The organism is Lysinibacillus canaveralius, assembly GCF_047301505.1.
In the GTDB taxonomy this organism is placed as follows: Bacteria; Bacillota; Bacilli; order Bacillales_A; family Planococcaceae; genus Lysinibacillus_B.
Map to the genome: position 1 here is coordinate 3,256,995 of NZ_CP154840.1, position 25,835 is coordinate 3,282,829.

At 41.7% G+C, this 25,835-nt stretch carries 24 protein-coding genes and 1 other annotated feature; of the genes, 7 read left to right on the top strand and 17 right to left on the bottom strand.

Annotated features, from left to right (window positions below; genetic code table 11):
- Positions 1-1,392, bottom strand: a complete 1,392-nt coding sequence (gene pepV / locus AA0Y26_RS16440; protein WP_413363167.1) for a dipeptidase PepV — start codon at positions 1,390-1,392, stop codon at positions 1-3.
- 330 nt (positions 1,393-1,722) lie between these two features.
- Between pepV and AA0Y26_RS16445 the strand changes: the two genes are divergently transcribed.
- Positions 1,723-1,944 carry a DeoR family transcriptional regulator gene (locus AA0Y26_RS16445; RefSeq protein WP_036151116.1) on the top strand — a complete coding sequence of 74 codons (222 nt, stop codon included), beginning with the start codon at positions 1,723-1,725 and terminating at the stop codon, positions 1,942-1,944.
- A gap of 60 nt (positions 1,945-2,004) precedes the next feature.
- Here AA0Y26_RS16445 and AA0Y26_RS16450 read toward each other — a convergent pair whose 3' ends face one another.
- The gene (locus AA0Y26_RS16450; RefSeq protein ID WP_413363168.1) at positions 2,005-2,724 is read right to left on the bottom strand and encodes a pseudouridine synthase; all 720 of its coding nucleotides are present in this window, start codon (positions 2,722-2,724) and stop codon (positions 2,005-2,007) included.
- 11 nt (positions 2,725-2,735) lie between these two features.
- Entirely contained in the window at positions 2,736-4,349 is a 1,614-nt protein-coding gene (locus AA0Y26_RS16455; protein ID WP_413363169.1) for a putative polysaccharide biosynthesis protein, read from the bottom strand.
- A 148-nt stretch (positions 4,350-4,497) separates the two neighbouring features.
- Here AA0Y26_RS16455 and AA0Y26_RS16460 point away from each other — a divergent pair, with 148 nt between their 5' ends.
- A complete protein-coding gene (locus tag AA0Y26_RS16460; RefSeq protein ID WP_413363170.1) occupies positions 4,498-5,751 on the top strand; it encodes an NAD(P)/FAD-dependent oxidoreductase in 1,254 nt (417 codons plus the stop codon).
- A 307-nt stretch (positions 5,752-6,058) separates the two neighbouring features.
- On the opposite strand, the gene AA0Y26_RS16465 is transcribed toward AA0Y26_RS16460, so the two are convergent.
- The 12 genes from AA0Y26_RS16465 to AA0Y26_RS16520 form a co-directional block, all read right to left on the bottom strand.
- A complete protein-coding gene (locus AA0Y26_RS16465) occupies positions 6,059-7,240 on the bottom strand; it encodes a hypothetical protein (RefSeq protein WP_413363171.1) in 1,182 nt (393 codons plus the stop codon).
- The gene (locus AA0Y26_RS16470; RefSeq protein ID WP_413363172.1) at positions 7,224-7,757 is read right to left on the bottom strand and encodes a sigma-70 family RNA polymerase sigma factor; all 534 of its coding nucleotides are present in this window, start codon (positions 7,755-7,757) and stop codon (positions 7,224-7,226) included. Before AA0Y26_RS16470 ends, AA0Y26_RS16465 begins: the two co-directional genes overlap by 17 nt.
- A gap of 105 nt (positions 7,758-7,862) precedes the next feature.
- Positions 7,863-8,312 carry a CoxG family protein gene (locus AA0Y26_RS16475; protein ID WP_413363173.1) on the bottom strand — a complete coding sequence of 150 codons (450 nt, stop codon included), beginning with the start codon at positions 8,310-8,312 and terminating at the stop codon, positions 7,863-7,865.
- Positions 8,313-8,629: 317 nt separating this feature from the next.
- Complete coding sequence (locus AA0Y26_RS16480) at positions 8,630-8,800, bottom strand: hypothetical protein (RefSeq protein WP_413363174.1); 171 nt, start codon at positions 8,798-8,800, stop codon at positions 8,630-8,632.
- A 94-nt stretch (positions 8,801-8,894) separates the two neighbouring features.
- Positions 8,895-9,482 (bottom strand): NAD(P)-binding protein, encoded by a 588-nt coding sequence (locus tag AA0Y26_RS16485; protein WP_413363175.1) that lies wholly within the window; start codon positions 9,480-9,482, stop codon positions 8,895-8,897.
- Between the two features lie 20 nt (positions 9,483-9,502).
- The gene (gene cysI / locus AA0Y26_RS16490; protein WP_413363176.1) at positions 9,503-11,224 is read right to left on the bottom strand and encodes an assimilatory sulfite reductase (NADPH) hemoprotein subunit; all 1,722 of its coding nucleotides are present in this window, start codon (positions 11,222-11,224) and stop codon (positions 9,503-9,505) included.
- Positions 11,225-11,236: 12 nt separating this feature from the next.
- Positions 11,237-13,012 carry an assimilatory sulfite reductase (NADPH) flavoprotein subunit gene (locus AA0Y26_RS16495; protein WP_413363177.1) on the bottom strand — a complete coding sequence of 592 codons (1,776 nt, stop codon included), beginning with the start codon at positions 13,010-13,012 and terminating at the stop codon, positions 11,237-11,239.
- Positions 13,013-13,033: 21 nt separating this feature from the next.
- Positions 13,034-13,180, bottom strand: a complete 147-nt coding sequence (locus AA0Y26_RS16500; protein ID WP_413363178.1) for a YezD family protein — start codon at positions 13,178-13,180, stop codon at positions 13,034-13,036.
- Entirely contained in the window at positions 13,177-13,917 is a 741-nt protein-coding gene (locus AA0Y26_RS16505) for a sirohydrochlorin chelatase (RefSeq protein WP_413363179.1), read from the bottom strand. Before AA0Y26_RS16505 ends, AA0Y26_RS16500 begins: the two co-directional genes overlap by 4 nt.
- Positions 13,918-13,930: 13 nt before the next feature.
- Positions 13,931-14,710, bottom strand: coding sequence for a uroporphyrinogen-III C-methyltransferase (gene cobA / locus AA0Y26_RS16510; RefSeq protein WP_413363180.1), 780 nt, complete (start codon positions 14,708-14,710; stop codon positions 13,931-13,933).
- Between the two features lie 743 nt (positions 14,711-15,453).
- Entirely contained in the window at positions 15,454-17,868 is a 2,415-nt protein-coding gene (gene leuS / locus AA0Y26_RS16515) for a leucine--tRNA ligase (protein ID WP_413363181.1), read from the bottom strand.
- Positions 17,869-17,970: 102 nt separating this feature from the next.
- Positions 17,971-18,185, bottom strand: a binding site (T-box leader).
- A 47-nt stretch (positions 18,186-18,232) separates the two neighbouring features.
- On the bottom strand, positions 18,233-19,405 hold the full coding sequence (locus AA0Y26_RS16520; RefSeq protein ID WP_413363182.1) for an MDR family MFS transporter: 1,173 nt from the start codon (positions 19,403-19,405) through the stop codon (positions 18,233-18,235).
- A gap of 134 nt (positions 19,406-19,539) precedes the next feature.
- Between AA0Y26_RS16520 and AA0Y26_RS16525 the strand changes: the two genes are divergently transcribed.
- The 5 genes from AA0Y26_RS16525 (at position 19,540) to AA0Y26_RS16545 (ending at position 23,930) form a co-directional block, all read left to right on the top strand.
- Entirely contained in the window at positions 19,540-20,496 is a 957-nt protein-coding gene (locus tag AA0Y26_RS16525) for a TIGR01212 family radical SAM protein (RefSeq protein ID WP_413363183.1), read from the top strand.
- On the top strand, positions 20,493-21,074 hold the full coding sequence (locus tag AA0Y26_RS16530; RefSeq protein ID WP_413368265.1) for a class I SAM-dependent methyltransferase: 582 nt from the start codon (positions 20,493-20,495) through the stop codon (positions 21,072-21,074). The genes AA0Y26_RS16525 and AA0Y26_RS16530 overlap by 4 nt, the downstream gene beginning before the upstream one ends.
- A gap of 151 nt (positions 21,075-21,225) precedes the next feature.
- Entirely contained in the window at positions 21,226-21,855 is a 630-nt protein-coding gene (locus tag AA0Y26_RS16535; protein WP_413363184.1) for a LysE family translocator, read from the top strand.
- 106 nt (positions 21,856-21,961) lie between these two features.
- Complete coding sequence (locus AA0Y26_RS16540; RefSeq protein WP_413363185.1) at positions 21,962-22,645, top strand: ABC transporter ATP-binding protein; 684 nt, start codon at positions 21,962-21,964, stop codon at positions 22,643-22,645.
- 1 nt (position 22,646) lies between these two features.
- Positions 22,647-23,930 carry an ABC transporter permease gene (locus AA0Y26_RS16545; RefSeq protein ID WP_413363186.1) on the top strand — a complete coding sequence of 428 codons (1,284 nt, stop codon included), beginning with the start codon at positions 22,647-22,649 and terminating at the stop codon, positions 23,928-23,930.
- Positions 23,931-23,963: 33 nt separating this feature from the next.
- Here the strand turns inward: AA0Y26_RS16545 and AA0Y26_RS16550 are convergent, their stop codons facing one another.
- Both AA0Y26_RS16550 and AA0Y26_RS16555 read right to left on the bottom strand, forming a co-directional pair.
- Positions 23,964-25,226 (bottom strand): DUF4179 domain-containing protein, encoded by a 1,263-nt coding sequence (locus AA0Y26_RS16550; protein WP_413363187.1) that lies wholly within the window; start codon positions 25,224-25,226, stop codon positions 23,964-23,966.
- A complete protein-coding gene (locus tag AA0Y26_RS16555) occupies positions 25,226-25,720 on the bottom strand; it encodes a sigma-70 family RNA polymerase sigma factor (RefSeq protein WP_413363188.1) in 495 nt (164 codons plus the stop codon). Before AA0Y26_RS16555 ends, AA0Y26_RS16550 begins: the two co-directional genes overlap by 1 nt.
- Positions 25,721-25,835: the final 115 nt, after the last annotated feature.

Consider the following 25,835-nt stretch of genomic DNA (forward strand, 5'->3'; position numbering starts at 1 on the left):
TTATTTGCTAGCTAATTTCACAATTGCTTCTGCATAAATTGCAGCTGCCTTTATTAGATTTTCTATAACAACATATTCATCTGCCTGATGTGCAACATCTGGCTCACCTGGATACAACATGCCGAATGCCACGCCTTTTTTCATCACTCGGGCATATGTACCTCCACCTGTTGATAGAACTTTTGAAAAATCCTTTGTATGCTTTTGGTATACAGAAAGCAGCGTTTGTACCAGTTCATCATCTTCCGGAACGTAATGCGGCTTGGAGTCGCCTGCTACATCAAGAACAAAAGGCTTGGTAGTCATCAGCTGCTGGATGTCCGTCATCTTTTCTTCGAAAGGATAAGTCACAGAATAACGCATGCTTACTTCAATGACGCCGCCTTTTTCTCCAAAAGATACCAGCCCCGGGTTTAATGTCGTTTCCCCAGACATAGCATCAAAATAATTAAAGCCTAATGCTTTTCCTGTATGGTCTCCGTAAAATACATCCGTAACGAACTGTACAAATTGCGCACCTGCGCCAACCTTCAGCTCTGTTGTTAAAAACTTAGCCAAAAGTACTGCAGCATTACACCCTTTTTCGGGCTCCATGGCATGGGCTGATTTTCCTTTAACAGTTATTATATAGCGGTCACCTTCTAAATTTAAAGTACCTACCGCATTATTTTCTGATAAAAAATTCTGAAATTTCAAACCGATATTTTCAGATGCTCGGTTAAGTACTGCAATTGCTGTTTCAGGAACCATATTAATACGTTTACCTGCCGTAAAAGAAAATAAATTTTCTTCTTCCGGTGCTTGTTTTTGGGAAAAGACTAGATGAGCAATCCCCTTTTCAGCGTTAATAAGCGGGAAATCAGCATCAGGTGCAAAGCCGATTGTCGGCATCTCCTCTTTTTCGAAATAACGGTCTACACAGCGGAAGCCGCTTTCTTCATCAGAACCTACAATCAGCCGTACTCGTTTATTTAGTTGAATACCGGCCTCTTTCACTAGCTTCATCGCAAGCCATGCAGCCATTGTCGGGCCTTTATCATCAATGGCACCACGTGCGTACAGTTTGCCGTCAACGATTTCGCCTTTGAATGGTGGATACGTCCAAGTAGAAGGGTCTCCTGCTGGTACTACGTCAACATGACATAAGATCCCAAGCAGTTCTTCTCCCTGCCCCATTTCAATGTGACCGGCCATATTATCAATATTTTTTACCGTCATGTTTTGCTCACGGCCCTTTTCCAGCATAAACTGCAGGGCGGCTAGAGGACCAGGGCCAAATGGTGCGTCTGGCGTTGCTTTTTCTTCCTCCAGAACACTTTCGATCTGCAGTAGTTCCCGCAGTTCCCCAATCAGCTCTTCTTCTCTATTTTTCGCTAATTTGTACCAATCCATTTTGAACACCTCTCTTACTAATATCGCTATTTTACTCCTATTGAGCGAAATTACAACCTCTATCCTCTAATATGTATAAAACATTAGGCTTATTAAATAGCGGTTGTAGACTTGTGTTGTCAAACGAAAATTCTTAATCTTTACATACTATATATAGAAATTTCATTGATTTTTCGCTATAATAATGATATCAGAATATTTGTTCTGAAATAATCTATATGAAAAGGGGCTGTCTAAGGCAGAAATCTAAAGCCTTTGCGTACCCAAACGCAACTTGTCGTCCGCTAGTCTTTGCCATGAGAACTAAGATGAAGGAGTGGTTCATTAATGATGAAACCAACTACTGACAGAATGCTTAATCGTATTAAAGACGTGTACATGTTCATTCTTACTAAAGGAGAAGTGTCTACACAGGATTTAGTCGAAGAGTTCAACATCACTCCTCGCACCATTCAAAGAGATTTGAATGTGTTAGCCTTTAATGACTTGGTAATGAGCCCGAGTCGAGGCAAATGGACAACGACGAATAAAAAAGTAAAGTTAACTTCATAAGAAAAGACAACAATGAGATAAAGAAAAGAATGCTCCTTTCGTCGGGGAGCATTCTTTTTGCTATGATTCTCTATGTGTTGTTAAAGCAGCCAGCTCTTCTTCTGTTAACTCCCGGTAATCACCGAGTTCAAGCATCTCATCAAGCACAAGCGGTCCCATGGAAAGACGTTTTAAATATGTCACCTTTTTACCAACAGCCTCAAACATCCTTTTTACCTGATGAAATTTCCCTTCCTGAATCGTTAATTCAATTTCTGACACATCGTCCGATTTTAAAATGACCAATTCCCCCGGCTTCGTTACGTAGCCGTCATCTAATTCTACACCCTGACGGAACGCTGCGATATCTGCCTCTGTTACAACACCTTCTACCGTTGCATAGTACGTTTTCGGCACATGCTTTTTTGGGGAGAGAAGGTTGTGGGATAAGTTGCCGTCATTCGTGATGAGCAACAGACCTTCCGTATCCTTATCAAGGCGTCCCACAGGAAACGGCTTGAAATGTTGTGCCAGTGGATCGAGCAGGTCTATAACCGTTTCATCATAACGATCCTCTGTTGCCGAGATGACACCTGGCGGCTTATTCATCATGAGGTAAATGAACTCGGTATAGATGACACGCTCACCATATACCGAGACATCCTGCTGGTCGGGATCTACCTTCATTGCAGCATCCTTTACAACGATCCCATCAATTGTCACAGCTTTCTCTTTTAAAAGCTGTTTCACTTCTTTCCGCGAACCATAGCCCATATTTGCTAATAATTTATCTAAACGCATACCGCGTCCTCCTATTTGAACCCTAATTTATTTGCAATTTTTGTTACCTTTGCTCCAAGTAATTTTTGTGCAAGCCCTATCCGCAGTGATATAAAGCCATAGATAGCTGCTCCAACTCCTGCCCCCGCGATACAGTAAATAAGGGCCGTCATTTTAGAGTCATCTGCAAGGAATGTATTCAGCAGAGCAGTTACACCCGCAACACTTGCAGCCATAATGCCCGATAAAATAAAAATAAGCAAAATACGGCGTTTTACCATGGCTGATTTATAATTTAGAGCTTTATGAATAACGACGATATTAATTATAATTGTTGCCCCGTAGCCAAGACCCGTTGCTAATATGGCACCATCCACTTCCAGCCATTTAATTAAAGGAATATTTAAAACAAGCTTAACTAGAACACCTGTCAATAAACTGAATACAATCCATTTTTGGTAATCAATCCCCTGTAAAAGCGCTGCTGTCACTGTAAATAATGCAAACAATATCGCAATTGGAGCATAATGAGCAAGAACAAGCGTCCCCATCTCACTTTGCTCATATAGAATATGGTAGATATAAGGAGCTAAAATCACAATTCCAACGGTAGCCGGAACGGTAATAAACAATAGCACCTGATACGTCTTATCCATTGCATTTCGCAGGGAGCCTAATTTTCCAAGCGTATAATATTCTGTAATTGTCGGAATTAATGCCATTGAAAAGCCTGTCGCCAACATAACGGGGATCATGACAATTTTATGCGTCAAGAAATTCAGCATCGTGAAGTATGTATCCGTCACCTTTGCTAAACCGATCGACGTCATTGCACTGTTAAACGTAAGCATATCAACTAGCTGAAATAAAGGGTTAGCTAGACCCACGAAAACGATAGGAATCGAATATTTCAATAATTCTCTATATAAGCTCGATAGCGGTACTTTTTCCTCTGATGTAGTACTCACCGCTAGTTTTTCATCAAATTCCAGCTTATGTTTTTTCCAGAAACGGAACAGTATAAAAAGGCTGGCTATAGCTCCAATGAAAGCCGCAAAGACAGCAAAGTTAATGGCTGCCGCTGGTGTACCATCCAATAGGACAATGACGATAAAGGCACCGCCAAGCAGGATGATAATGCGTGCAATCTGTTCAACGAGCTGGGAAACGGAGGTAGGCATATAATGTCCGTACCCTTGAAAAAAACCTCGGACTAAACTCATAAATGGAACGACAAGTAAGGCAAAGCTTACCCACTGGATAACGTCTGCAACTTCTCCAACACTATATATTTGCTCATCATCATTAATAACGATATGGGCAATTGGAGATGATAAAAGATTTAACAATAGGAATCCGCCGATTCCGCTTAGAATCATTAACTTCGTACTGGAACGAAGCAGTCTTCTTCCTGTCTCATAATCACCCAATGCATTGTACTTTGAAACAAATTTCGATACCGCAAGCGGCAACCCCGAAATAGCAATCGATAGCATAATGTTATATGGAATATACGCATATTGGTACAGCCCTATATTTTCCTCTCCTACAATAGCGTAAAACGGAAAAATATAAATAAGGCCCAATACTTTAGATAAAAATAGGCCGATTGTTAAAATCGCCGTGCCTTTCATCAATGAGGACATAAAACCCTTCCAATCTATATGGAGATACCATTTTGTAAAAAACAATCCACCTGTTAGTTTACATGTATGAACACATTTACTCAATTCATTTCTTCTATTCGTGTATAATAATAATTACACAAATCGACAAAGAAAGTGAGTCATATTTATGATAGATGTAATTGTAATCGGCGGAGGACCATCTGGTTTAATGGCCGCCATAGCTGCTGCCGAGCAAAATAAAAAAGTAATGCTTCTGGAAAAGGGCGGAAAAGTCGGAAAAAAATTAGCGATTTCAGGTGGAGGCAGATGTAATGTCACGAACCGCCTGCCAGTTGAAGAAATCGTTAAGCACATCCCTGGAAATGGACGCTTCTTATATAGCCCGTTCACCATCTATAATAACGAAGATATCATTTCTTTCTTCGAAGGACTCGGCGTGAAACTAAAAGAAGAAGATCACGGCCGCATGTTTCCAGTATCAAACCGAGCGCAGGATGTTGTAGATGCCTTGATTCAGGAAATGAAACGATTAAAGGTAGAAGTACGTCTTCATACCCCTGTTACGAAAATCTTGATGGATGAAGAAAAAATCTATGGTGTTCGTTTAGAAGATGGTTCGGAAATACGGGCAAAGGCTGTCGTAGTAGCAGTGGGTGGAAAAGCTGTACCACAGACTGGTTCCACAGGCGACGGTTATCCTTGGGCTGAACGTGCCGGCCATACGGTCACAGAATTATATCCTACAGAGGTGCCCGTTACTTCAAAGGAGCCCTTTATTCAATCACGAGAGTTACAGGGACTAGCACTACGAGATGTTGCTGTATCTGTGTTGAACAAAAAAGGCAAGCCGATCATTACCCATCAAATGGACATGTTGTTTACACACTTTGGCTTGAGCGGCCCTGCTATTTTACGCTGCAGCCAGTTTATTGTGAAGGAAAAAAAGAAAAATGGCGCTCCCGTCCAAGTACGTATTCAATCACTCATCGATCACAATGAAGAGACGTGCCTGCAAATGCTGAATAAATCAATTAAAGCAGAGCCTAAAAAAGCTGTAAAGAATCTTTGGAAATCCCTTGTTCCGGAACGCTGGCTGCTCTTCCTATTAGATCGTGCCGGAATTGACGCCTCCTTGACAGGCATCGAGCTTTCCCAGGAAAAGCTTCGTGCATTCGCACGAGAATTAGTTAGTTTTACAATGGAGGTGCACGGGACACAGTCTATTGAAAAAGCATTCGTGACAGGTGGAGGTGTATCAGTAAAGGAAATCGACCCGAAAACGATGGCTTCCAAAATGAAAGATGGCCTGTACTTCTGCGGAGAAATACTTGATATCCACGGTTATACAGGCGGTTATAATATCACTTCTGCTCTTGTGACAGGGCGCATTGCCGGCATGAGCGCTGGGGCCAGCTGCTAGACATCCTATAGCTATATCTGAAAAGAGGCTGGGACAAAACTTAAAAACACCATTTTTCTCGAATGGAAAAATGGTGTTTTTTGGTATGATAAAAATTAGTTTCGGTTACGAGTGCACCTTCCTCGGGCATAGCGCGAGCCTCTAATATCAGCCATCGTGCTATTCCTGCAGGAAGCTTTACTCTGCATCGAAAGCTTAGCGGCAGATGCACTCGACCCTACACTTCAATCATTTTCGAGAACATCAAATTCTTATTGGACATTGATGCGAATTTTCTTGCGGTTTGTACTTATGCTCCAGTCTCTTCTTAATATACCTTTTCTCCTTCGCTATTATAGTACTCGTAATGAAAAGAATTGAAGTTTTCCGGCTTTATGATGGCGCGAATAGCTGGTTTCCCCTCTTCTATTTCCACCGGTATGACCGTACCTTCATTCTCATATTCCCCTACCAGATTAATTGCGGCAATTGCATGTCCTTCATGAACAGCAATGACTTGACGTCTCCACTGAGATTGTAAAGCATCCATAACATGTTCTTTACCTGTCTTCACGTCCCATAAGACATAGCCATTCTCGTTTTTCAGGAAATGAGCAAAATAATTTAACCCTTCTGCCGTCGTAATTAATGCATAACGATGATTTCCGAAGGTAGCTGCATCTGTTAGACGTGGCCCTTCAAGTTCTTCTTCCTCTAGTACAGCAGCTATGATAGAGGTTTCATCATATGCGTATTTTTCCGCAGCTGGCATTAAAAAAGGTACTACACACATTAGAATAATCAGCAGCGGAATTGCCTTGAAGAACCAATTGCTTTTCATCCGTACATTGAGAATAAAGAGAGCACCGAATCCGATGATAATCCATATTAAAACTGATTGATTGTGTTTCGACATCGAGCCAAAATAGGTATTTAAAAGCCAGCTTTGTTCTTGATTGCTGGAGATAAAGGGCTTATCAGGAAAAAATTCTTCATAGGTCTGTACAAGCGAAGCAGATTGCCTGCGGATCTCATCAAAGCTTGTTATGTTAGGAATAGGGGGCTCCGCTCCTTGCACTTCTATTCTCCATAAATACATGTAATACAGAAGTGCTGATAGATCCCGCCGCTCCCTTGGTGTCAGCTCAGGAGAACGATAAAAGGCGCTTTCCCCGCTTTCAATTGCTCGCTGCAGCAGCCAGTCACTCTCAGATAAATACGCCATAATCGCTTTTTCATCGTCCATCACCATAGCAGCCGCAAATCTTTCCATATACGCCGTCTCTACTGTTTCAGGTGCCTTCTCTGTACTGACGGAAATATGTTGATTAGACGGTTGTACTAAAGAAGACAGCAAGATTACCGCCATTATTGTCACTGCGATAGCTACAGCAAACGGCCTTTTCCTGCCTCTTATTCTTCTGGCGGCTTTCATAATCTCCTGTTTCCTATGTTTAGAAAAATGCCCTTCTCCGTATACTTCCCCCATTGCCTTACGAATCGGATCCATATGGTTCCTCTCCCCCCTGTAAAGATATCCCTAGCATTTGTCTTGCCCTTCTCAATCTTGTCTTTACTGTGTTAATCGGAAGGTTTAAAATAACACCTGTTTCCTCCAGAGACATTTCGCCAAAATGGAAAACGATAATGACATCCTTGTATTTGGGCGGCAGCTGCTCGATTGCTGACACGAGCCTTGCTGAGTCATCCATACTGATGACAACTTGCTCTGCTGACCTGTCTGTGTGTAAAAGCTTCTGAAAGGCATTCGTGATCGTAACTTTTTTATATTTCCAGCTCATCAAATAATCATGGCAGACGTTAATTGCAATGCGATATAAAAACGTCTTGATATTTGCCTCTCCGCGAAATGTATGAAGGGAACGGAAAAATCTTAAGAAGCTATCCTGCGTCAAGTCCTCTGCTGTCTGCCAATTGCGTACATATGTATAACAAAGCTTCACGATATCATCGCCATACTGATCCATCGTCTCTATCAACCTTCGTTCTCGTTCCTCTGGTTCCACAATCTCCCTCCTTCTTCTGGTCAGCCGTTAGACAGAACTTATTTTCAAAAAGTTTCACTTTACATAAAAAAACTTGGCCCTCTTTGGACCAAGTTTTCATTTCTTTTATGCAGTTGGCACTGTACTTTGGATAGTACGCGCTATTTTCTCTGTCAGGCGTGTCGTTACTTTCGGCAGCATCATTTTAATCATAGGTGTTAGTACCGCACCGGAAATACCGCCAGCGTTTACTTCCACCGTTCCTGTCATTTTTGTGCCTTCTACTATTTCCTCAGCCTGGAACTGGCCGCTGCCTGTGAAGTTATCTGTCAGGCCTTTTAGCGTGAATTTAATGTTGTTCGGGCCATTAAATTCAATAATATCTAATTCCATTTGCACCGTCTTTTTCAGACCCTTCATGCTGCCTTCAAATGTCCAGATAGACTTCTTTTCGTCAATCTGTTCATGTTCTTTATATGCTGGTACTAGTGTAGCCCACTGTTCGATTTTGCTTACGAAATCCCATACATTTTCAATGTTAGTCGGAACTGTTACTGTGTGTGATGCTTGTGCCATATTTATGCCAACTTTCTACTATTTTCTTTAGCTTCACCTACAGTTTACCTAAAAACTCTCCATTGGAAAATAGTTATTTTCACCTTTCATGCTCTAAAGTTAGGTAATTTTAGTATACAATTCATATTATTTTATACCTACCTCTTCCATACATAGCAGCATTGATACTGAAATCGCAAATACAACTATCCATTCGAATAAAATAGCTTATCAGAAACAAAGTGACAGAGTCTCAGCTAAAATATATTTAGTTGAACCCTCAATAAAGTGAATTGCACCGTAACGGATTTCCCTACGATGTAATCCCAGATTCACCTCTAATCCCGGTCAAATAAATATTTGCGGGCATCCGCTTCAATTCGCCGCTCACAATCATCACAGGCAAACTTACCGTTTCGATTTTGCTTGTATTGTTGGTACTTCCTTGTGCCTTCAATCAATTTAAACGGCGTTTTACAATACATACAGTCTGCTTCATAATAAATCATCGCTCTACTCCTCTAGTTATGATTATGTCTAGCATACATGAAAAACAGCAAATAAAAAAACGGTATTGGAACCCTATTGATTCCAATACCGTTTTTATTTGTTCAGCTGTTCTAAAAAGGCTTTTTGCAATCCAGCATCTAAATACTTCTTATCTACAATTTCCGTCAGTAACTGCCGCTTTTCTACTTCGCCAACCCGTAAGGACAAAATCTTTTCCCGGGAAATTTTCACAAAGCTAATATACGATTCATATGATTCGTCAAACTGCGACATGATTTCATCCCGGATGTTTTTGGCAAGGATTGGGCTTGCCCCTTCTGTCCCTACAGCAACCGTCAACAGTCCACGCTTGCCGACTGCCGGAAAATAGAATGAACTATTTCCCGGGTCGTCTGCAATATTAATCAGCTGATTGGCGCTGCAGCTATGTGCAACAGCTTCATTCACCTCACGCTTATTCGTTGCTGCAACAACTAAAAACGTATCATGAACATCCTGTTTTTCAAACGCACGTGGCAGCCAGCCCACCCGTTTTTGCTCTACAAGTGCCGCTAACTCCGGGCGCAGCTCTGGGCTGACAATTACAATACGTGCCCCTTCTGCCAGCAATGTCATTGTTCTTCGATAGGCAATTTTACCGCCGCCGACAATAACACACTTTTGTCCTTTGAGCTTGATCATAATCGGGAGCATACTATCACCTAAACTGTATGGAAGTTTGTACCGTCTGTTGTAGCAGCCACATATCCTGCACGGATTACGAAATCACCAAAGCGTTCCCCTTGTAAACGCTCTGCTGCGTAGCGTGTGATGATAGGGCGCAGCTCACTTAAGATTTCCTCTTCTCCAATGTTTTCGCGGTAGATTTTATTTAGACGGTCACCTGTAAAGCCGCCCCCTAAGTACATGTTATACTTGCCTGGCCCTTTGCCGATGAACCCGATTTCTCCCATCGCGGCTCGAGAGCAGCCATTTGGACATCCGCTCATTCGGATCACAATTTCTTCATCACGCAAGCCGACATCATCCAAAATCACTTCAATTTTTTCTACCAATGAAGGCAGGTAGCGCTCTGCTTCGGCCATTGCCAGGCCGCATGTTGGTAATGACACACACGCAATCGAATTGCGGCGTAGGGCTGAGTAGAACTCGCCTGCTGTAATATTATATTGTTTAATCAGCTCATCAATTTTTTTCTTCTTTTGCGGTGATACGTTGCCGATGACAAGATTCTGGTTACCTGTCAATCGGAATTCTCCTGTATGCACCTTTGCAATTTCACGTAAGCCCGTTTTTAGTGGATAGCCTTCGAAATCTTTAATACGGCCGTTTTGGATGAACAATGTATAATGCCATTTGCCATCTTCACCTTTAATCCATCCATAACGGTCTCCTGTATGGTCAAATTGGAATGGCCGAGCTTCCTCGATATTCCAGCCTAGACGACGGTGCAGCTCTTCCTTGAACCAATCAAGGCCGCGCTTATCAATTGTATATTTGAATCGTGCATTTTTACGCTCTTTACGATTTCCATAATCACGCTGAATCGTCATGATTTTTTCAGCTGTTTCAAGTAACTTATCTGGTGTAATAAAGCCAATTAAACGACCAAGCTGTGGATATGTCGTGTCATCTCCATGCGTCATACCCATACCGCCGCCGACCAGCACGTTAAAGCCTGTCAGCTGACCATTCTCCAAGATTGCAATAAATCCGATATCCTGCGAATAAATATCTGCATCATTATGAGGTGGGATAGCAATACCGATTTTGAATTTACGTGGCAGATACAATGAACCATAAATAGGTTCAATCTCTTTTTCCTGCGTATCCACGACTTTTTCACCGTTCAGCCATAATTCATGATAGGCTGTTGTACGCGGAAGCAGATGCTCACTTAATTTTGCCGACCATTCAAAAACCTCTGCATGAAGCTTAGATTGATAAGGATTAGCATTGCACATAACATTACGGTTTACGTCCCCGCATGCAGCCAGCGAGTCAAGCAGTACCTCATTGATTCCCTGCATAAATTTTTTAACATTCCATTTTAAAATTCCATGCAATTGGAACGCCTGGCGTGTTGTCAGCTTCAGCGTACCGTTTCCTACCTCATCGGATAAACGGTCCATTGTCAGCCATTGCTCCGGCGTCGCTACTCCACCCGGTGTACGTACACGTACCATGAATTGATACGCAGGTTCAAGCTTTTGCTTGGCACGCTCATTTCGCAAGTCACGGTCATCTTGAAGATAACTTCCATGGAATTTCATAAGACGGTTGTCATCGTCTGGAATACCCGAGCTGATTGGATACCCCATCGTTTTTTCAAGTGTACCGCGCAGGTAATTACTTTCTTCTTTAATACGTTCTACATCACTAAATGGCCCTTCTTGTGGCGGCAGTACGATTTTCTCTGTCATTTTACTTCCCCCTTAGTACACGTCACGTTGATAACGCTTCTGTTTTTGCAATTCTTTTAAATAATCAGCCGCCTCATCGCGTGACAATTGCTTCTGCTGCTCAAAGATTGTAATTAACGCTTCGTTCACACTATGACCTAATGTCTTTTCATCACCGCATAAGTAAATGTTAGCGCCTTGCTCGATCCATTCGAATACTTCTTTCGCATTCTCAACCAGTCGATGCTGCACATATATCTTTTCTTGCTGGTCACGAGAGAAAGCAACATTCATGTTAGTTAATGTCCCTTCCTTTAACCAGCGCTGCCATTCTACCTGATACAGGAAGTCCGTAACGAAATGCTGATCACCGAAGAATAGCCAGCTCTTTCCTTGCGTCCCTTGTTCTTCTCGTTCCTGAAGGAAAGAACGGAACGGCGCAATCCCTGTTCCTGCACCAATCATAATGATTGGAGCAGAATCTGCAGGCAATTTAAAGTTCGGATTTTGTTTTACATAGACCGCTAATTTATCACCGATTTCTACATTCGTTGCGACATTACCTGATACAACTCCTTCACGGTAACGGCCGCCTGTTTCATGGAATACCTTTCCAATAGTTAAATGAACCTCTTCTGGATAAGCCGCATAGCTGCTTGAAATCGAATATTCACGTGCCGGGATTTTACGTAATTGTTCGATGAATTGCTGAGGTGTCCATGTCCAAGGTCTGAAAGTTTCGACAATATCAATTACGTCACGGCCATATACATATGCATTCAACACATCCCGGTCTTCAATTAATGCTCCCAGTTCAGTATTTTGCGTGTATGGGATAAATTTGTTCAGCAGCGTTTTTGATAATGCTGTAATATCCAGGTGCTTTAAAGCGTCCTGCAATGCTGACTCATTGCCGTCTACCGTCACTTTTTGTGTCCCATCAAAGCCAAGGGCAGTTAATAATAAGGCGATTAGGTGATCACTATTTTCCGGCACAATTGCCAATACATCACCTGGTTCATATGTTAAACCAGAACCTTCCAATGAAAGTTCCAAATGGATGGTTTCCTTATTCGATCCACGGCCGTTCAGGTTAACTTTTTCTAATACTTCCGCATAGAAAGGGTTGCTTCGTGAATAGTCAGATGTCCCTGTCGGCACTTGCACTGTTTGGGCTGCAGGCGATGCTGCCGTACTTGTTGCCAGCGCCTCTGTCACCTGTTGAATCCATGCATCGGCATCAGCATCAAAGTCTACATCACAGTCTACACGCGGCACAATGCTCGTCGCACCAAGTGCTTTTAGACGTTCATCGAAATCAATACCTGTTTTACAGAAAAATTCATAAGAGCTATCTCCTAAAGAAAGGACAGCGTATTTTACATTATCCAACTTTGGTGCCCGCTTGCTATGTAAGTAGTCATAGAAGCTGATCGCATTATCCGGCGGCTCACCTTCTCCATGCGTACTTGCTACAATAAATAGATGGTCTAATTTCTTTAAGTTATTTACCTTGTAATCACCCATCGACGTGACCGTTATTTGGTGATTCGGGTCTTCTAACGCAGCCCCCAGTTTTTTCGCTACTTTCTGGCTATTGCCGGTTTGCGAAGCAAAAAGAATGGTAATCTCCTTTGTTTGCTGTGCAACTTGAGCCGGCTCCTGCACTGCAGCCGGCCCCTCAGCCGAGGCTGCTGTCAAATAACCTGTCAGCCAAATTTTTTGCTGTGAAGTTAAATTCGGTAATAACTCATTTAAAATCTTTACTTGTTGTTCGGTAAATGGACTATTAATTACTTGTAGTGTCAATTTGTTCGCACCTCATTCAAATTATTTCAAACGAATTTTTTCATTTTTCTCTATCTGTACAACATAGTTATCTTGAATAATGAGCGTAACGGAGCCGTATTTCATGGAACTAACCATTTTCTTCACATTTTCCAATGTTACTTCAATATTGTCTTTACGCGTACTCATTGTTCATCTCTCCTTTCCATCAACTGTATGATTCTATCGATAAAGACATGTTGGACCTGCTCGTCATATCCCAGACACTCACATAAATGAACAGCTTTATTCGTTTCCTGAATATTAGCAATTTTCGTTTGAATATGTTGCTTTAATAACCCTGTAAATAGTAAATACGGAATAATAAATGTTTTTCGATCTTCTGTCATCAACTGCTGGAGAGCATCCTCAAATGATACCCCTTTCCCATATAAAAAGCAGGTAGACACTTCATTCAGACCAGCCCTGCCCTTTAACAAGCCAGCGATCCGAGTTAAGTCTCTTTTCACAGCAGGATCGCTACTCCCTCGTCCAACTAGCAGGACATTTGCGCCTTTATAATTTTCATTTGATTCCTTCAGCCTTTTTTCAAGTACATTTACCAGCCTGTCATCAACTCCAAATGCCTGGCCGATTGAAAAAACCACTTCCGGGAATTTTCTTTTTGCTTCTTCTATTTCATCGGGGATATCCTTGTTCAAGTGATTTGCTGTCAATAGTAGAATCGGCGCTACAGCAACCTCTGTCGCCCCTTGCTCTACACACGCGGCGACTCCCTGCATAATTGTCGGTTCTGCCAGTTCCAGAAAACTTTTTTGTTGAATCGGTGCATTAATACGAGGTGTTACCTCGTCAATAAAGGCAAGGGCCTCATCAACCCCCTCCTTCACTCGACTCCCGTGTGCGACATATAGTACTGCTTGCATAGATGACACCTACTTACACTGAAATTTCCTGGCGTAGTTTTTGTAAATATTGCTCTTTTTCAAACCACTGAATTTTTTCTCTCACTTTGACAACTTCGCCTATAACAATCATGCTGGGATTTTCTACTTTTTCCTGCTGAACCATTTCGACAATCGTATCGAGTGTTCCTGTAACAGTTTTTTGCACATCCGTAGTGCCCCAATGAATGAGTGCTACTGGTGTATCTGCTGGTTTTCCGTGCTTGGTTAACTGCTTACAAATATAGGGTAAGTTCCCAACACCCATATAAATAGCCAATGTATCAATTCCTGTCGCCAAGCTCTCCCATTTGATAGAATCATCCTTCCCTTCGCGCATATGTCCGGTTACGATGGCAAAGCTGGAACTATGGTCGCGATGTGTCACAGGTATACCTGCATAAGCTGGTGCAGCGATACCGGATGTGATTCCCGGTACAATTTCAAATGGAACACCCGCTTCTGCTAACACTTCTGCTTCTTCCGCTCCCCTGCCGAAGACAAATGGATCCCCTCCCTTCAAACGGGTCACCACTTTTTCCTTTTTACCGTGCTCGACAAGCAATGTATTGATCCGATCTTGAATAACTCCATGATAATTCGGCAGTTTTCCGACAAAAATGAGCTCAGCATCTGGCTTAGCATAGGTAAGGAGTTGTTTATTTATCAAGCGATCATAAAGGATTACATCCGCTTCTTTGATTGCACGCAGTCCTTTAACTGTAATCAAATCCGGATCACCGGGGCCTGCTCCGACAATATATACTTTCCCCAACGTTGTTCCTCCTCTATCTTTCAAAAAATGCATTCATCTTTTTAGTTGCGACCAGCCAACAGCGACTATCTAATCCGAGTAATCGCATACTATTTCGTCACATAAAATGTCAGTTTGGATGCTTAATGATTTCTATAAATTCAAAATTTATACTTATATATATTTAAAAATGCAATTTTTATCTAGTAATCTACTATGATTAAACATTACATAACCTTGTCATCATTCACCATTTACTGTCTATTTTCGACATACATTAATCGTCATCTTTAAGTATGAATAGGCTGCTTGTTCTCCTGCTTTCCAAAGAACACCTTATAGCTGCCTCATTCGCTATAGTGTAATTTTCTTACAGTTCATTTCTGCACAGTAAAAAAAATGTTAAAACAAATATAAACATATAATCCCTATTAGTCAACTATGTTTTTTAAATTTTTTCATATTTCAAAATGTTCTTCATTGCTAATATGCATCAAATGTAAATAAGCTGTTTTACCGTCTTTTATGTATAAATCCCTAAATCATTCAGACTCTTCAATAATAAACAACTATAAGAAACTACCTGTTCATAAAATAACCTAGGGGAAAAGACTTACTACAGGAAAACTTTTAGAAGCTATTTTATAGAGGCTGGAATTTAATTTAAATGTTTATGCTTCTTGAAACGATATAATTTCTTACATAACAAAAAAGCTGCGTATTGGAGTTATTTCCAATACGCAGCTTACTTCTACACTATATGTTTATTTGACTACAATGTTTACTAACTTACCTGGAATTGCAATTAGCTTCACTAACTCTTTTCCATCCATGAATTCCTTCACTTTTTCATCGTTAATTGCTATTTGTTCCAGCTCTTCCTTCGATGCGTCTTTTGCCACTTTTACTTTGGCGCGGACTTTGCCGTTCACTTGAACTACAACTTCCACTTCATCATCTACAAGCTTTGACTCATCATATGTCGGCCAAGCTTCATAAGAGATCGTACCTTCATGACCTAGGATTGCCCATAGCTCTTCTGCCACGTGTGGCGCGATAGGAGCAAGCAGCTTTACAAACCCTTCTGCATACTCTGTCGGCACAACTTCTGCTTTATAGCAGTCATTAATGAATACCATCATTTGAGAAATAGCAGTGTTAAAACGGATACCCTCGATGTCTTCCGTCACTTTTTTCACTGTTTGGTGATAAGACTTTTCTAATGTTTTATCATCGGATGGCTGAACCTTTTCCGCTGCTGTGCCTTCTTCTGTTACGAACAAGCGCCAAATACGGTCAAGGAAACGACGAGCACCATCTAAGCCGTTCGTAGACCAAGCTACAGAAGCCTCAAGTGGTCCCATGAACATTTCATATAGACGAAGTGTGTCCGCACCATGTGATGTAATAATTTCATCAGGGTTTACAACATTTCCTTTTGATTTAGACATTTTCTCATTGCCTTCACCTAAAATCATTCCTTGGTTAAATAGCTTTTGGAACGGTTCTTTTGTCGGTACTACGCCTAAATCGTAAAGCACTTTATGCCAGAAACGTGCATATAGCAAGTGAAGTACTGCATGCTCTGCCCCGCCGATGTAGATATCTACAGGCAGCCAGCGTTTTAGTAATTCTGGGTCAGCGATTGCTTCCTCATTATGCGGATCGATGTAGCGCAGGAAGTACCAGCTAGAACCTGCCCACTGCGGCATTGTATTTGTTTCACGACGTCCTTTTTTTCCTGTTTCCGGGTCAACTACATTCACCCACTCATCGATGTTGGCAAGCGGTGATTCTCCTGTACCGGATGGACGGATATTGGATGTTTTCGGCAATTCTAATGGCAGTTGATCTACCGGTACTGTTGTCATTGTTCCATCTTCCCAATGAATGACTGGAATCGGCTCTCCCCAATAGCGTTGGCGAGAAAACAACCAGTCTCGTAGTCGGTAAGAAATCTTTTTCTCCCCTACGCCATTTTCCTCTAACCATTGGATTGCCGCTTTAATACCGTCTTCTTTATTTAAGCCGTTTAAGAACTCTGAGTTAATATGAGCACCGTCTCCAACGAATGCTTCTTTCTCAACGTCCCCGCCTTCAAGAACCGGCTTAATTTCTAAACCAAATTCTTTTGCAAACTCATAGTCACGCTCATCATGAGCTGGTACAGCCATGATTGCCCCAGTACCATATGTTGAAAGTACATAATCAGCAATCCAGATTGGCATTTTTTCTCTGTTGATCGGATTGATTGCATAAGCACCCGTAAAGACACCTGTTTTTTCTTTCGCCAGGTCTGTACGCTCTAAATCTGATTTAAGCTTTACTTTATCCAAGTATGCTTCTACGGCCGACTTTTGTTCTGCAGTTGTAATGTCTGCTACTAGTTTGTGCTCTGGTGCAAGAACGCAATAAGTTGCACCGAATAATGTATCAGGGCGTGTCGTGAATACTTCAAATGACGCATCCGTCCCATCAATAGCGAATGTTACTTGTGCCCCTTCAGAACGTCCAATCCAGTTGCGCTGCATATCTTTAATTGATTCGGGCCAATCTACTTCCTCTAAATCATCAAGCAGGCGGTCAGCGTATGCTGTGATTTTCAGCATCCATTGTTTCATTGGGCGACGCTCTACCGGATGACCGCCGCGTTCTGATTTACCATCAATTACTTCTTCGTTTGCTAGAACTGTGCCTAGTGCTGGGCACCAGTTTACAGGAATTTCATCTACATAAGCCAAGCCCATGTCTACTAACTTTGTAAAGATCCATTGTGTCCATTTGTAGTATTTCGGATCTGTTGTATTAATTTCACGATCCCAGTCATAGGAAAAGCCAAGCTCTTGGATTTGGCGTTTAAACGTTGCGATATTTTTCTCTGTGAATTCAGCAGGGTCATTTCCTGTATCAAGTGCATATTGCTCCGCTGGAAGACCAAAGGCATCCCATCCCATCGGATGAAGAACGTTAAAGCCTTGCATGCGCTTGTAGCGAGATAAAATATCAGTCGCCGTATAGCCTTCCGGGTGTCCTACATGGAGTCCTGCACCTGATGGATAAGGGAACATATCTAATGCGTAAAATTTCGGTTTTGAATTGTCGTTGCCTGTTTTAAACGTATTGTTGGCAGCCCAATATTGCTGCCATTTTTTTTCGATTTCTTGATGATTAAAACTCATGGTATTTCCTCCTTAAAGTATCATTGTCGACCTGTTTTCACATATTTAAGCGGAATTTACGGAATTTTAAAAAAACAAAAAAACTCGCCCCATTCCATAATAGAAAGGGACGAGAGAATTTTGACTCCCGCGGTACCACCCACATTAGTGACACAGCACTCAGCTTAGATTTCTTAACGCGAAAACACGGCTTCCAGCTACTATTTTCGCCAAAAGCATACTCCGAGGCGAGTTCAGTCTGTTCATCTGCCGGCTCACACCAACCGCAGGCTCTCTTGAAGACTTCTAGACCTACTATTCCTCATCACAGTCGTTCTTAATATTTTCATTTATTTTAATGGAAACAATTGAAAAGCACAAGTGTTTATTCATACTTAACCCGTTTCAATGGCTGATCGTACAGTAAACACGGAATGATGGCAACAATAAGTGCAATAGCAAGGAAGATGGCAAGCACCTGCATACCATACACATCGACCATCACCCCGCCGATCAGCGGTCCTACCATACGCCCTATTGTCGTTGCACTATTCACAATCCCCTGATAGAAACCTTGCCTTCCTTCCGGTGCCAGTTTGTTTGCTACTAACGGGATAACCGGTGTAAAGAATACTTCTCCCAATGTCAGAACCACCATGGCAGCGGCAAACATTTTAAAATCTCCTGCAATTGATACCAGGCCAATTGAGGCAGACATCAGTACCAGCCCTAATATTAATTGGTGTTTCAGTTTATCCTCCCACATCCGGACAATTGGCCGGATGAATGGCTGTACTCCTACAATTAATAGTCCATTAATCGTCCATAGTAAACTATATTGAGAGAGGCTCATCCCCAGCTCCTGTGTATAGGAAGAGATCGTCGCGCTCCACTGTGAATACGACATCCAGCAGAACACGAGGGAGATACATAGTATCAATATAGCAAATAACGGTGCTTTTGATTGGGGGCCTGCCCCTTCTGCAATCACATTTTTCGGTGCAATGCCTGCCTGTTTAAATCGTCTGAAGGCAAAAACAGCAATAAAGAAGAACACTGCGTATGTCGCCAGGTTCGTAATGAAAACATATTCAAAGTTAATATCAGCAATTACTCCAGCCAGTGCAGGACCGATCGCCACTCCTACATTGTTTGCTAAGAATAATGTGTTGAAGGCTTTTCTTCCCCCTTCCGGCCAGGCGCTGCCGATGAGGGCATACATTGCAGGAAAGACAATTCCGCCGCTGAACCCGACCATTGTCAGTAAAATGACATACTGGGGCCAGTCATGCCACACTGTCAAAAGGGCTAATGTGACTAAATTACATACGACCCCAAAGACAATTGTCTTATATCCTCCTAATCTATCAAATAAATAACCGCCAAGCAGATTGCCAAATACACCTGCTAACGAATTCAACATTAAAACAAATCCTGCCACGGTAAGCGACTTTCCTAAATAATCATGAATATAAATACTATTTAGAGGCCACAAAAATGAGCTTCCGACTGTATTTACAAACATTCCTACAACTAAAAACCACACACTTTTCGGCATAAAATTTCCTCCATTAATTTCAAGCTCCAAACAGTAAGTCTATGCGTAATTCGTAAAATGTACAAGAAAAAGATTTTCTGTTATGTCAGAGTGTCCTCTGCATGTTAAAATAGGGCGTTAGAGGAGTGACATATATGACAGAAACAAATTTCCCTTTCCCTTCAGATGGAAAGCGTTATTATACATGGAATCGCTATTTGCGGAATGAATTTGGAAAAAAAGTATATAAAGTTGCACTGGATGCCGGTTTTGACTGCCCGAACCGGGATGGCACAGTTGCTTTTGGCGGCTGTACTTTCTGCTCCGCTGCCGGCTCGGGAGATTTTGCAGGTGATAAGGTTGATCCGATCCCTGTTCAATTTGAAAAGATCAAAGCAAAAATGGAGAATAAATGGAAGGATGGCCTGACAATGGCCTATTTCCAAGCATATACAAATACGCATGCTCCGCTTGAAGTATTAAAAGAAAAGTTTGAAGCAGCACTTGCTTGTGAAGGTGTAATGGGGCTTAGTATTGCTACACGTCCTGATTGCCTCCCTGATGACGTTGTCGAATATTTGGCTGAGCTAAATGAACGCACGTATCTTTGGGTAGAGCTTGGCCTGCAGACTGTGCATGAAAAAACAGCGAACCTGATCAACCGGGCACATGACTATCAAACATATGTTGAAGGTGTAGAAAAACTGCGCAAGCACAATATCCGTATTGTCACACATATCATTAACGGTTTGCCGCTGGAAGACTACGATATGATGATGGATACAGCACGGGAAGTAGCGAAGCTCGATGTCCAAGGCATCAAGATCCATTTACTGCATTTGTTAAAGGGTACACCTCTTGTGAAGCAGTATGAAAAAGGAATGCTGGAGTTCATGGAAAAGGATGCTTATATCAACCTTGTAGCCGATCAGCTAGAGGTGCTGCCACCTGAAATGATCGTTCACCGTATTACAGGTGATGGACCGATTGATCTCATGATTGGGCCAATGTGGTCAGTTAATAAATGGGAAGTACTGAATGGCATTGATGCGGAGCTGGAACGACGCGGCTCATGGCAAGGCAAGTACTACCAGGCGGAAGTGGCAAAATGAAGCTGGAACGAGTTCTACAATATGCGCAGACATTATTAAAATCAGCAATCAGCAATGGGGATATTGCAGTTGATGCAACAGCCGGCAATGGTCATGATACACTGTTTTTAGCCGGGCTTGTTGGCGATGACGGCTTTGTCTATGCATTTGATGTACAAAAGCAGGCAGTCGATGCGACACTTCACCGTTTGCTCGACAATGCCCTTGAACATCGGGCAGTTGTCCTAAAAGATGGGCACGAAAATGTGGCAAAATATGTAGACAAGCCTATTTCAGGCGCCATATTCAACCTGGGTTACCTGCCGGGTAGTGATCATGAGGTGATTACACGCCCGAATACGACTATTCAGGCTTTAAAGAGCCTATTAAAGCTCCTGAAGGTCGGCGGCATTATCGTGCTTGTTATTTATCATGGGCATGAAGGCGGCAAAAAGGAACGTGATGAGGTCATTCGATTTGTAAGCGATCTGCCTCAGAAATATATTCACGTGCTGCGCTACGAATTTTTGAACCAGAAAAATGACCCTCCATTTGTTATTGCATTAGAAAAGGTCAAAGAATTGCCCCTTGAGAGCTGAGGAATCTATCCTCGGCTCTTTTTTAATAAAAGCTCACTCCAAGGTCCCCTTATTTTATTTAAAAACTCACCTTCTTCGGCTATTTTCTCAGAGCCATATTTATGGTATATTAATTTCTGAATTTTCAGAACAAAATAGATTGGTGGTTTTTATGGATAATCTCTCTTTCTTTTTACTTATGTGTATATTGCTCATCATTTTGCCAGGCCCCGATACAGCCATCGCTACTAAAAACACACTTGTTAACGGTCGGAGCGGAGGGTTAAAAACAATGCTCGGTTCATGCTGCGGCTTACTGATCCATACATTCGCTGCAGTAATAGGGCTCTCTGCAATCCTTGTAAAATCAGCCTATTTGTTCACGGTCATTAAATATGTAGGGGCTGTGTACTTATGCTATTTAGGAGTTAAAACCTTGTGGTCCATAAAAAATCTTTACAAACAGCTGCCTGATGAATTGCAAGAAAACAATAACTACACAGGGCAGCCGTGTTTTAAACAAGGCTTCCTTACGAATGTCACAAATCCAAAGGTTGCTGTATTCTTTTTGACGTTCCTGCCTCAATTTGTCGACGGAACAAGTCAAACGGTGTTCCCCTTCCTCCTGATGGGGCTTCTTTATACAGGGTTAACAGCTATATGGTTTGTATTTTACATTTACTTATTGGATAAAATCAGCAGCTTCATGAAAAAAACACGAACAAAACTTGCAATTGAAGGGGTAACGGGTACTATTTTAATTGCTTTCGGTATTAAGCTTGCCTTTGAAAAAAGCCACTGATTCAGTGGCTTTTTGTATTTCTTAAGAAAATCTTCAGAAATGCAGGCTCTATATCTTCATATTTGCCTTTTACACTTAGCTTATTAACACAAAAAGGAATGAGCATATGATTACAGTTCAATCATTACACCACGCCTTCATGATCGGCAAGAAAGGCAAGGAAAAGAAGGTGGAAGTATTAAAAGGGATTAATTTCGAGGTACAGCAGGGAGAAATCGTTTCGATCGTCGGTAAAAGCGGTTCTGGAAAGTCTACCCTCTTACAGGTTATTGCCGGCTTTCTAAAACCGAATTCTGGCTCTGTATTCATTAAAGATACCGAGACTGCAGTATTTACTGAAAAGCAAAGCGCTGCCTTTCGCTTAAATCACTTCGGTTTCATTTTCCAAAACTTTCAACTCCTCCCCGGCCAAAATGTTGTTGAAAATATTGAGCTGCCCCTAAAGCTGAAAGGAATCAGTCCAGCAATACGCCAGAAAAAGGTGCAGGACATGCTTAAAAGAGTTGGTTTGACAGAGGTGGCAGACCACTATCCAAATGAGCTATCCGGCGGACAGCAGCAGCGTGTATCGATTGCCCGGGCAATGATTACCGATCCTCCTATCGTTTTAGCGGACGAACCGACTGGCAGTTTGGATATGCAGACAGAACAAGAAATTCTCCAACTCATGCAGCAACTAAACAGGGAAAGCAATGTCACTTTCATCATCATTACCCATGACGAGGAAGTAGCTTCTATCGCGGACCGTATCTTGCGTATGACTGATGGATTATTAATGGAGGAAGTGTAGTATGTTATTTAAAGATCAATTGCAATTTGTTTGGCAGCATATGAAGAAAAATAAGATGCGCGTCACAACTACCGTTCTGGCTGCCATGATTGGCTGTGCCTTTTTAATCGTATTAGCCTCAATCGGGTTTGGTATTCAGGAGACGATGCGTAATGAAATTTTAAATCAAGAGAAAATTACGGAAATCGAGCTCTGGGGTGATGAAAGCCTAACCGCCGAGGATGAAAAGTGGATAAATGACGTAGAGCATGTCAATGTCGTATTAAAAAAATGGGATGTCGCAGCTTCCGTCTTGTCGACCTTCGAAGATCGTACAGGCTATTCACAGGGAGCAATATTTGATATGGAGGCGCAATCAAAACTTCCATCGAATTTAAGCGAGGGACGTTTACCAACGGCACCAAATGAAATTATTGTCGGCTACCATTACGCTCAAAATTTATTAAACGAAGCGGATCAGGCAGAAATCGAGCGCAAGTCAAGAGAAGCGGAAGCAAATGGGACATGGTACAACGGTGAAGAAGAAGGCTATAAAGGAGAGATTATCGGAAAAACAGTAACGCTCGAGTTTGAAGATGGTGAAGGAGATCAAGAGGTGCAATCTGGGGAATTCACGGTTGTCGGTGTCTTAAAGAAGCCTTCATATGAATGGTATATTGATTCTTCCGTTATTTTTGGACAGGGTGTACAAACGATACTCCCATCCTTAGAAGCATACCCTACAACAACGATTTTTGTAGATTCACTTGAAAATGTAATCCCTGTATTAGACATCTTAAAAGAACAAGGTTACCAAGTGTATTCCGTTGTGGAGCAATTAGAGGAAATGGATCTATTCTTCCTGATCTTCAAAATCGGTCTTGTATTTATCGGAACAATTGCTGTATTAATTGCCTCTATCGGTATCTTCAACACGATGACGATGGCTGTGACAGAACGTACACGTGAAATTGGCGTGTTAAAGGCAATTGGTGCCTCTCCGGCATTGATTCAACGATTGTTTTTAATGGAAAGTGCATTTATCGGCTTGTTAGGCACAGGCTTGGCGATTATTCTTTCGTATGCGATTAGCTTTGGGGCAAACGCTATTCTGCCGCATGTACTCGCCTATGCTTTATCGGAGGATGATCTGACAGGTTATGAACTTACGTTTTCTGTCATTCCATTCAGCCTTGTACTGATTGCAGGGGGCATCAGCCTGCTGGTGGCAATCTTATCCGGCTGGCGTCCTGCACGTAAAGCAACAAAAATTGAAGTTATCCAAGCACTGCGTCAGGAATTATAAACAAAAGGATGAGGGTCTGCCCTCATCCTTGTTTTATTTATTCACAATAACTTGTTCTTTAAAATAGATTGTATTTGGAAAGTTATAGAAATAAATCTTTACGGGGGCTTTCATTTCTATTGGATACGTATAATCCACTTGATTCCATGTACTGGAGAATGATTCCATTTCAAAACGTCTCCCGTCTGCATCAATCGCATGACTTAAACGAACCTCTGTCCCCTCCTCCTCTTCAATTGTAATAACACCACCCTGTCTTATTTTAAACTTCACCTTTCCTATTGCGGGCTGCTTTAGAACGATTTGCTTGCTGAAATCTACTTCAACATAATTATCATCCTTCGGCAATACATCTATATTTTCGAGTTCAATCGTGAGGGAATCCGCTGAGTTGACTGCATCACTTTCGAATAAGTAAATGACTTCACCATAAGAAAGATTATTTAACCCTGTTAATCCATTCTCTGGTGTATTTACTGGCTCTCCTTGCTCATTGAAAACACGTACATGGCCAACATTTAGAATTTGCATCGAATTGCTTGCATCAGATGTTATACGAAGACGGGTCGATGTTGGTGCAATCGTGATATCTTTTACAATCAGTTTTTGCCCCTCATACGAAAATGTTTGATCGATTTTATATACTTGTTTTTTCACTATATCGCTTTTGATCGTAAAAGGAATTTCGAACGTTGTTTCCTCCTTATCGCCAAACGTTATTTGAAGCTCAAAGTTTTTCTTATTAGGCAGATTTTCGCCTTCGACAGTTTGAAAAATTGTATCCTCTATATATTTTTTTATTTCTCCGTCTACCGGCGAGCCATAACTGGATGCCCCGTCTAATTCCTTCCCATCCTGTAAAATTGTTACCGACCGTACTGGAAGCTTTGCAATATTATATGGCGCCTCTAGTGAATAACGAATTTTCATCCCCGTTTCATCGGCCAGCACCCCTTTTACTGTAAGGGTTAGATTGTTTTTCGTTTCACTAATGTCAAGCTCCTCATAAGTATATTTTTCATCCCTTTGATCCTCTGTAAGGAACAATACAACCTCTGTAAAGCCAGGGACAAGCGTCATTGTTTCAGCAAAAGGCGGAATGAAACGGATAGACAGGATGAATGCCAAAGCAGCTGCCGCTGTAAGTACTGTATAATAGCGCCAGTTACTTATCCGCCGTTTTTCTTTCTGTACTTTCTGGAGGGCCCTATGCCGGGTTTTTGCTAATTGTTCTTTTGGTACGTTGATTTGATCTAACTCTTTGTTCAATTTCTCGAAATCAAATGGGGTAGTCATCAATCTGTCCCTCCCTGTCCAAAAAGTAGCTTTAATTTCTTTAATGCGTGATGCACACGTGATTTCACTGTACCTTCGGGAATGTTTTGCACACTCGCAATCTCTTTGTTTGTTCGTTGCTCAACATATTTTAAAAATATAACCTGCTGTTCCTGCTCTGATAGCCTGCTAATCATATCAAGCACTTCAAAATCCATTTTCTGTTCGTAGCTTGGCTCAGCGTAGTCAGGAACATAATCCAGTCGTTTCTTTTTCATATCCAGGCAAATATTAATCAGCACCCGTACAAACCATGTATTTATATAGGCAGGTTCTTTAACCTGATGAATTTTCTTGAATACCCGGTACGCGAGCTCCTGTATTGCATCTAGTGCATCCTGTTCATTACGCAAATAAGCATACGCCGTCCTGTATAAGGTTTCTTCATAGTGCTCTAGAAGAGATAAAATGGCCTGTTCATCTCCGCTGATTGCCCTTTTTGCCATTTGCTCCATAATTCACCCACTTATCTCTCTTTATGTATTAGACCGTACAATTGAATAAATCGTTCAAAATCGATGGAAATTTTTTTGTCTGTCTATTATTTGGCTAGGTTTGTCTATTAATAGG

What these genes read in the sequence shown, in the direction of transcription:
- AA0Y26_RS16545 (WP_413363186.1), top strand. Translation starts at nt 22,647, where the DNA reads ATGTTATTTAAAGATCAATTGCAATTTGTTTGGCAGCATATGAAGAAA.
- AA0Y26_RS16480 (WP_413363174.1), bottom strand. Translation starts at nt 8,800, where the DNA reads ATGATTTATTATGAAGCAGACTGTATGTATTGTAAAACGCCGTTTAAA.
- AA0Y26_RS16485 (WP_413363175.1), bottom strand. Translation starts at nt 9,482, where the DNA reads ATGATCAAGCTCAAAGGACAAAAGTGTGTTATTGTCGGCGGCGGTAAA.
- AA0Y26_RS16500 (WP_413363178.1), bottom strand. Translation starts at nt 13,180, where the DNA reads ATGAGTACGCGTAAAGACAATATTGAAGTAACATTGGAAAATGTGAAG.
- AA0Y26_RS16450 (WP_413363168.1), bottom strand. Translation starts at nt 2,724, where the DNA reads ATGCGTTTAGATAAATTATTAGCAAATATGGGCTATGGTTCGCGGAAA.
- pepV (WP_413363167.1), bottom strand. Translation starts at nt 1,392, where the DNA reads ATGGATTGGTACAAATTAGCGAAAAATAGAGAAGAAGAGCTGATTGGG.
- AA0Y26_RS16460 (WP_413363170.1), top strand. Translation starts at nt 4,498, where the DNA reads ATGATAGATGTAATTGTAATCGGCGGAGGACCATCTGGTTTAATGGCC.
- AA0Y26_RS16455 (WP_413363169.1), bottom strand. Translation starts at nt 4,349, where the DNA reads ATGTCCTCATTGATGAAAGGCACGGCGATTTTAACAATCGGCCTATTT.
- AA0Y26_RS16540 (WP_413363185.1), top strand. Translation starts at nt 21,962, where the DNA reads ATGATTACAGTTCAATCATTACACCACGCCTTCATGATCGGCAAGAAA.
- AA0Y26_RS16505 (WP_413363179.1), bottom strand. Translation starts at nt 13,917, where the DNA reads ATGCAAGCAGTACTATATGTCGCACACGGGAGTCGAGTGAAGGAGGGG.
- AA0Y26_RS16520 (WP_413363182.1), bottom strand. Translation starts at nt 19,405, where the DNA reads ATGCCGAAAAGTGTGTGGTTTTTAGTTGTAGGAATGTTTGTAAATACA.
- AA0Y26_RS16465 (WP_413363171.1), bottom strand. Translation starts at nt 7,240, where the DNA reads ATGGATCCGATTCGTAAGGCAATGGGGGAAGTATACGGAGAAGGGCAT.
- AA0Y26_RS16550 (WP_413363187.1), bottom strand. Translation starts at nt 25,226, where the DNA reads ATGACTACCCCATTTGATTTCGAGAAATTGAACAAAGAGTTAGATCAA.
- AA0Y26_RS16445 (WP_036151116.1), top strand. Translation starts at nt 1,723, where the DNA reads ATGAAACCAACTACTGACAGAATGCTTAATCGTATTAAAGACGTGTAC.
- AA0Y26_RS16555 (WP_413363188.1), bottom strand. Translation starts at nt 25,720, where the DNA reads ATGGAGCAAATGGCAAAAAGGGCAATCAGCGGAGATGAACAGGCCATT.
- leuS (WP_413363181.1), bottom strand. Translation starts at nt 17,868, where the DNA reads ATGAGTTTTAATCATCAAGAAATCGAAAAAAAATGGCAGCAATATTGG.
- cysI (WP_413363176.1), bottom strand. Translation starts at nt 11,224, where the DNA reads ATGACAGAGAAAATCGTACTGCCGCCACAAGAAGGGCCATTTAGTGAT.
- AA0Y26_RS16475 (WP_413363173.1), bottom strand. Translation starts at nt 8,312, where the DNA reads ATGGCACAAGCATCACACACAGTAACAGTTCCGACTAACATTGAAAAT.
- AA0Y26_RS16535 (WP_413363184.1), top strand. Translation starts at nt 21,226, where the DNA reads ATGGATAATCTCTCTTTCTTTTTACTTATGTGTATATTGCTCATCATT.
- AA0Y26_RS16530 (WP_413368265.1), top strand. Translation starts at nt 20,493, where the DNA reads ATGAAGCTGGAACGAGTTCTACAATATGCGCAGACATTATTAAAATCA.
- AA0Y26_RS16525 (WP_413363183.1), top strand. Translation starts at nt 19,540, where the DNA reads ATGACAGAAACAAATTTCCCTTTCCCTTCAGATGGAAAGCGTTATTAT.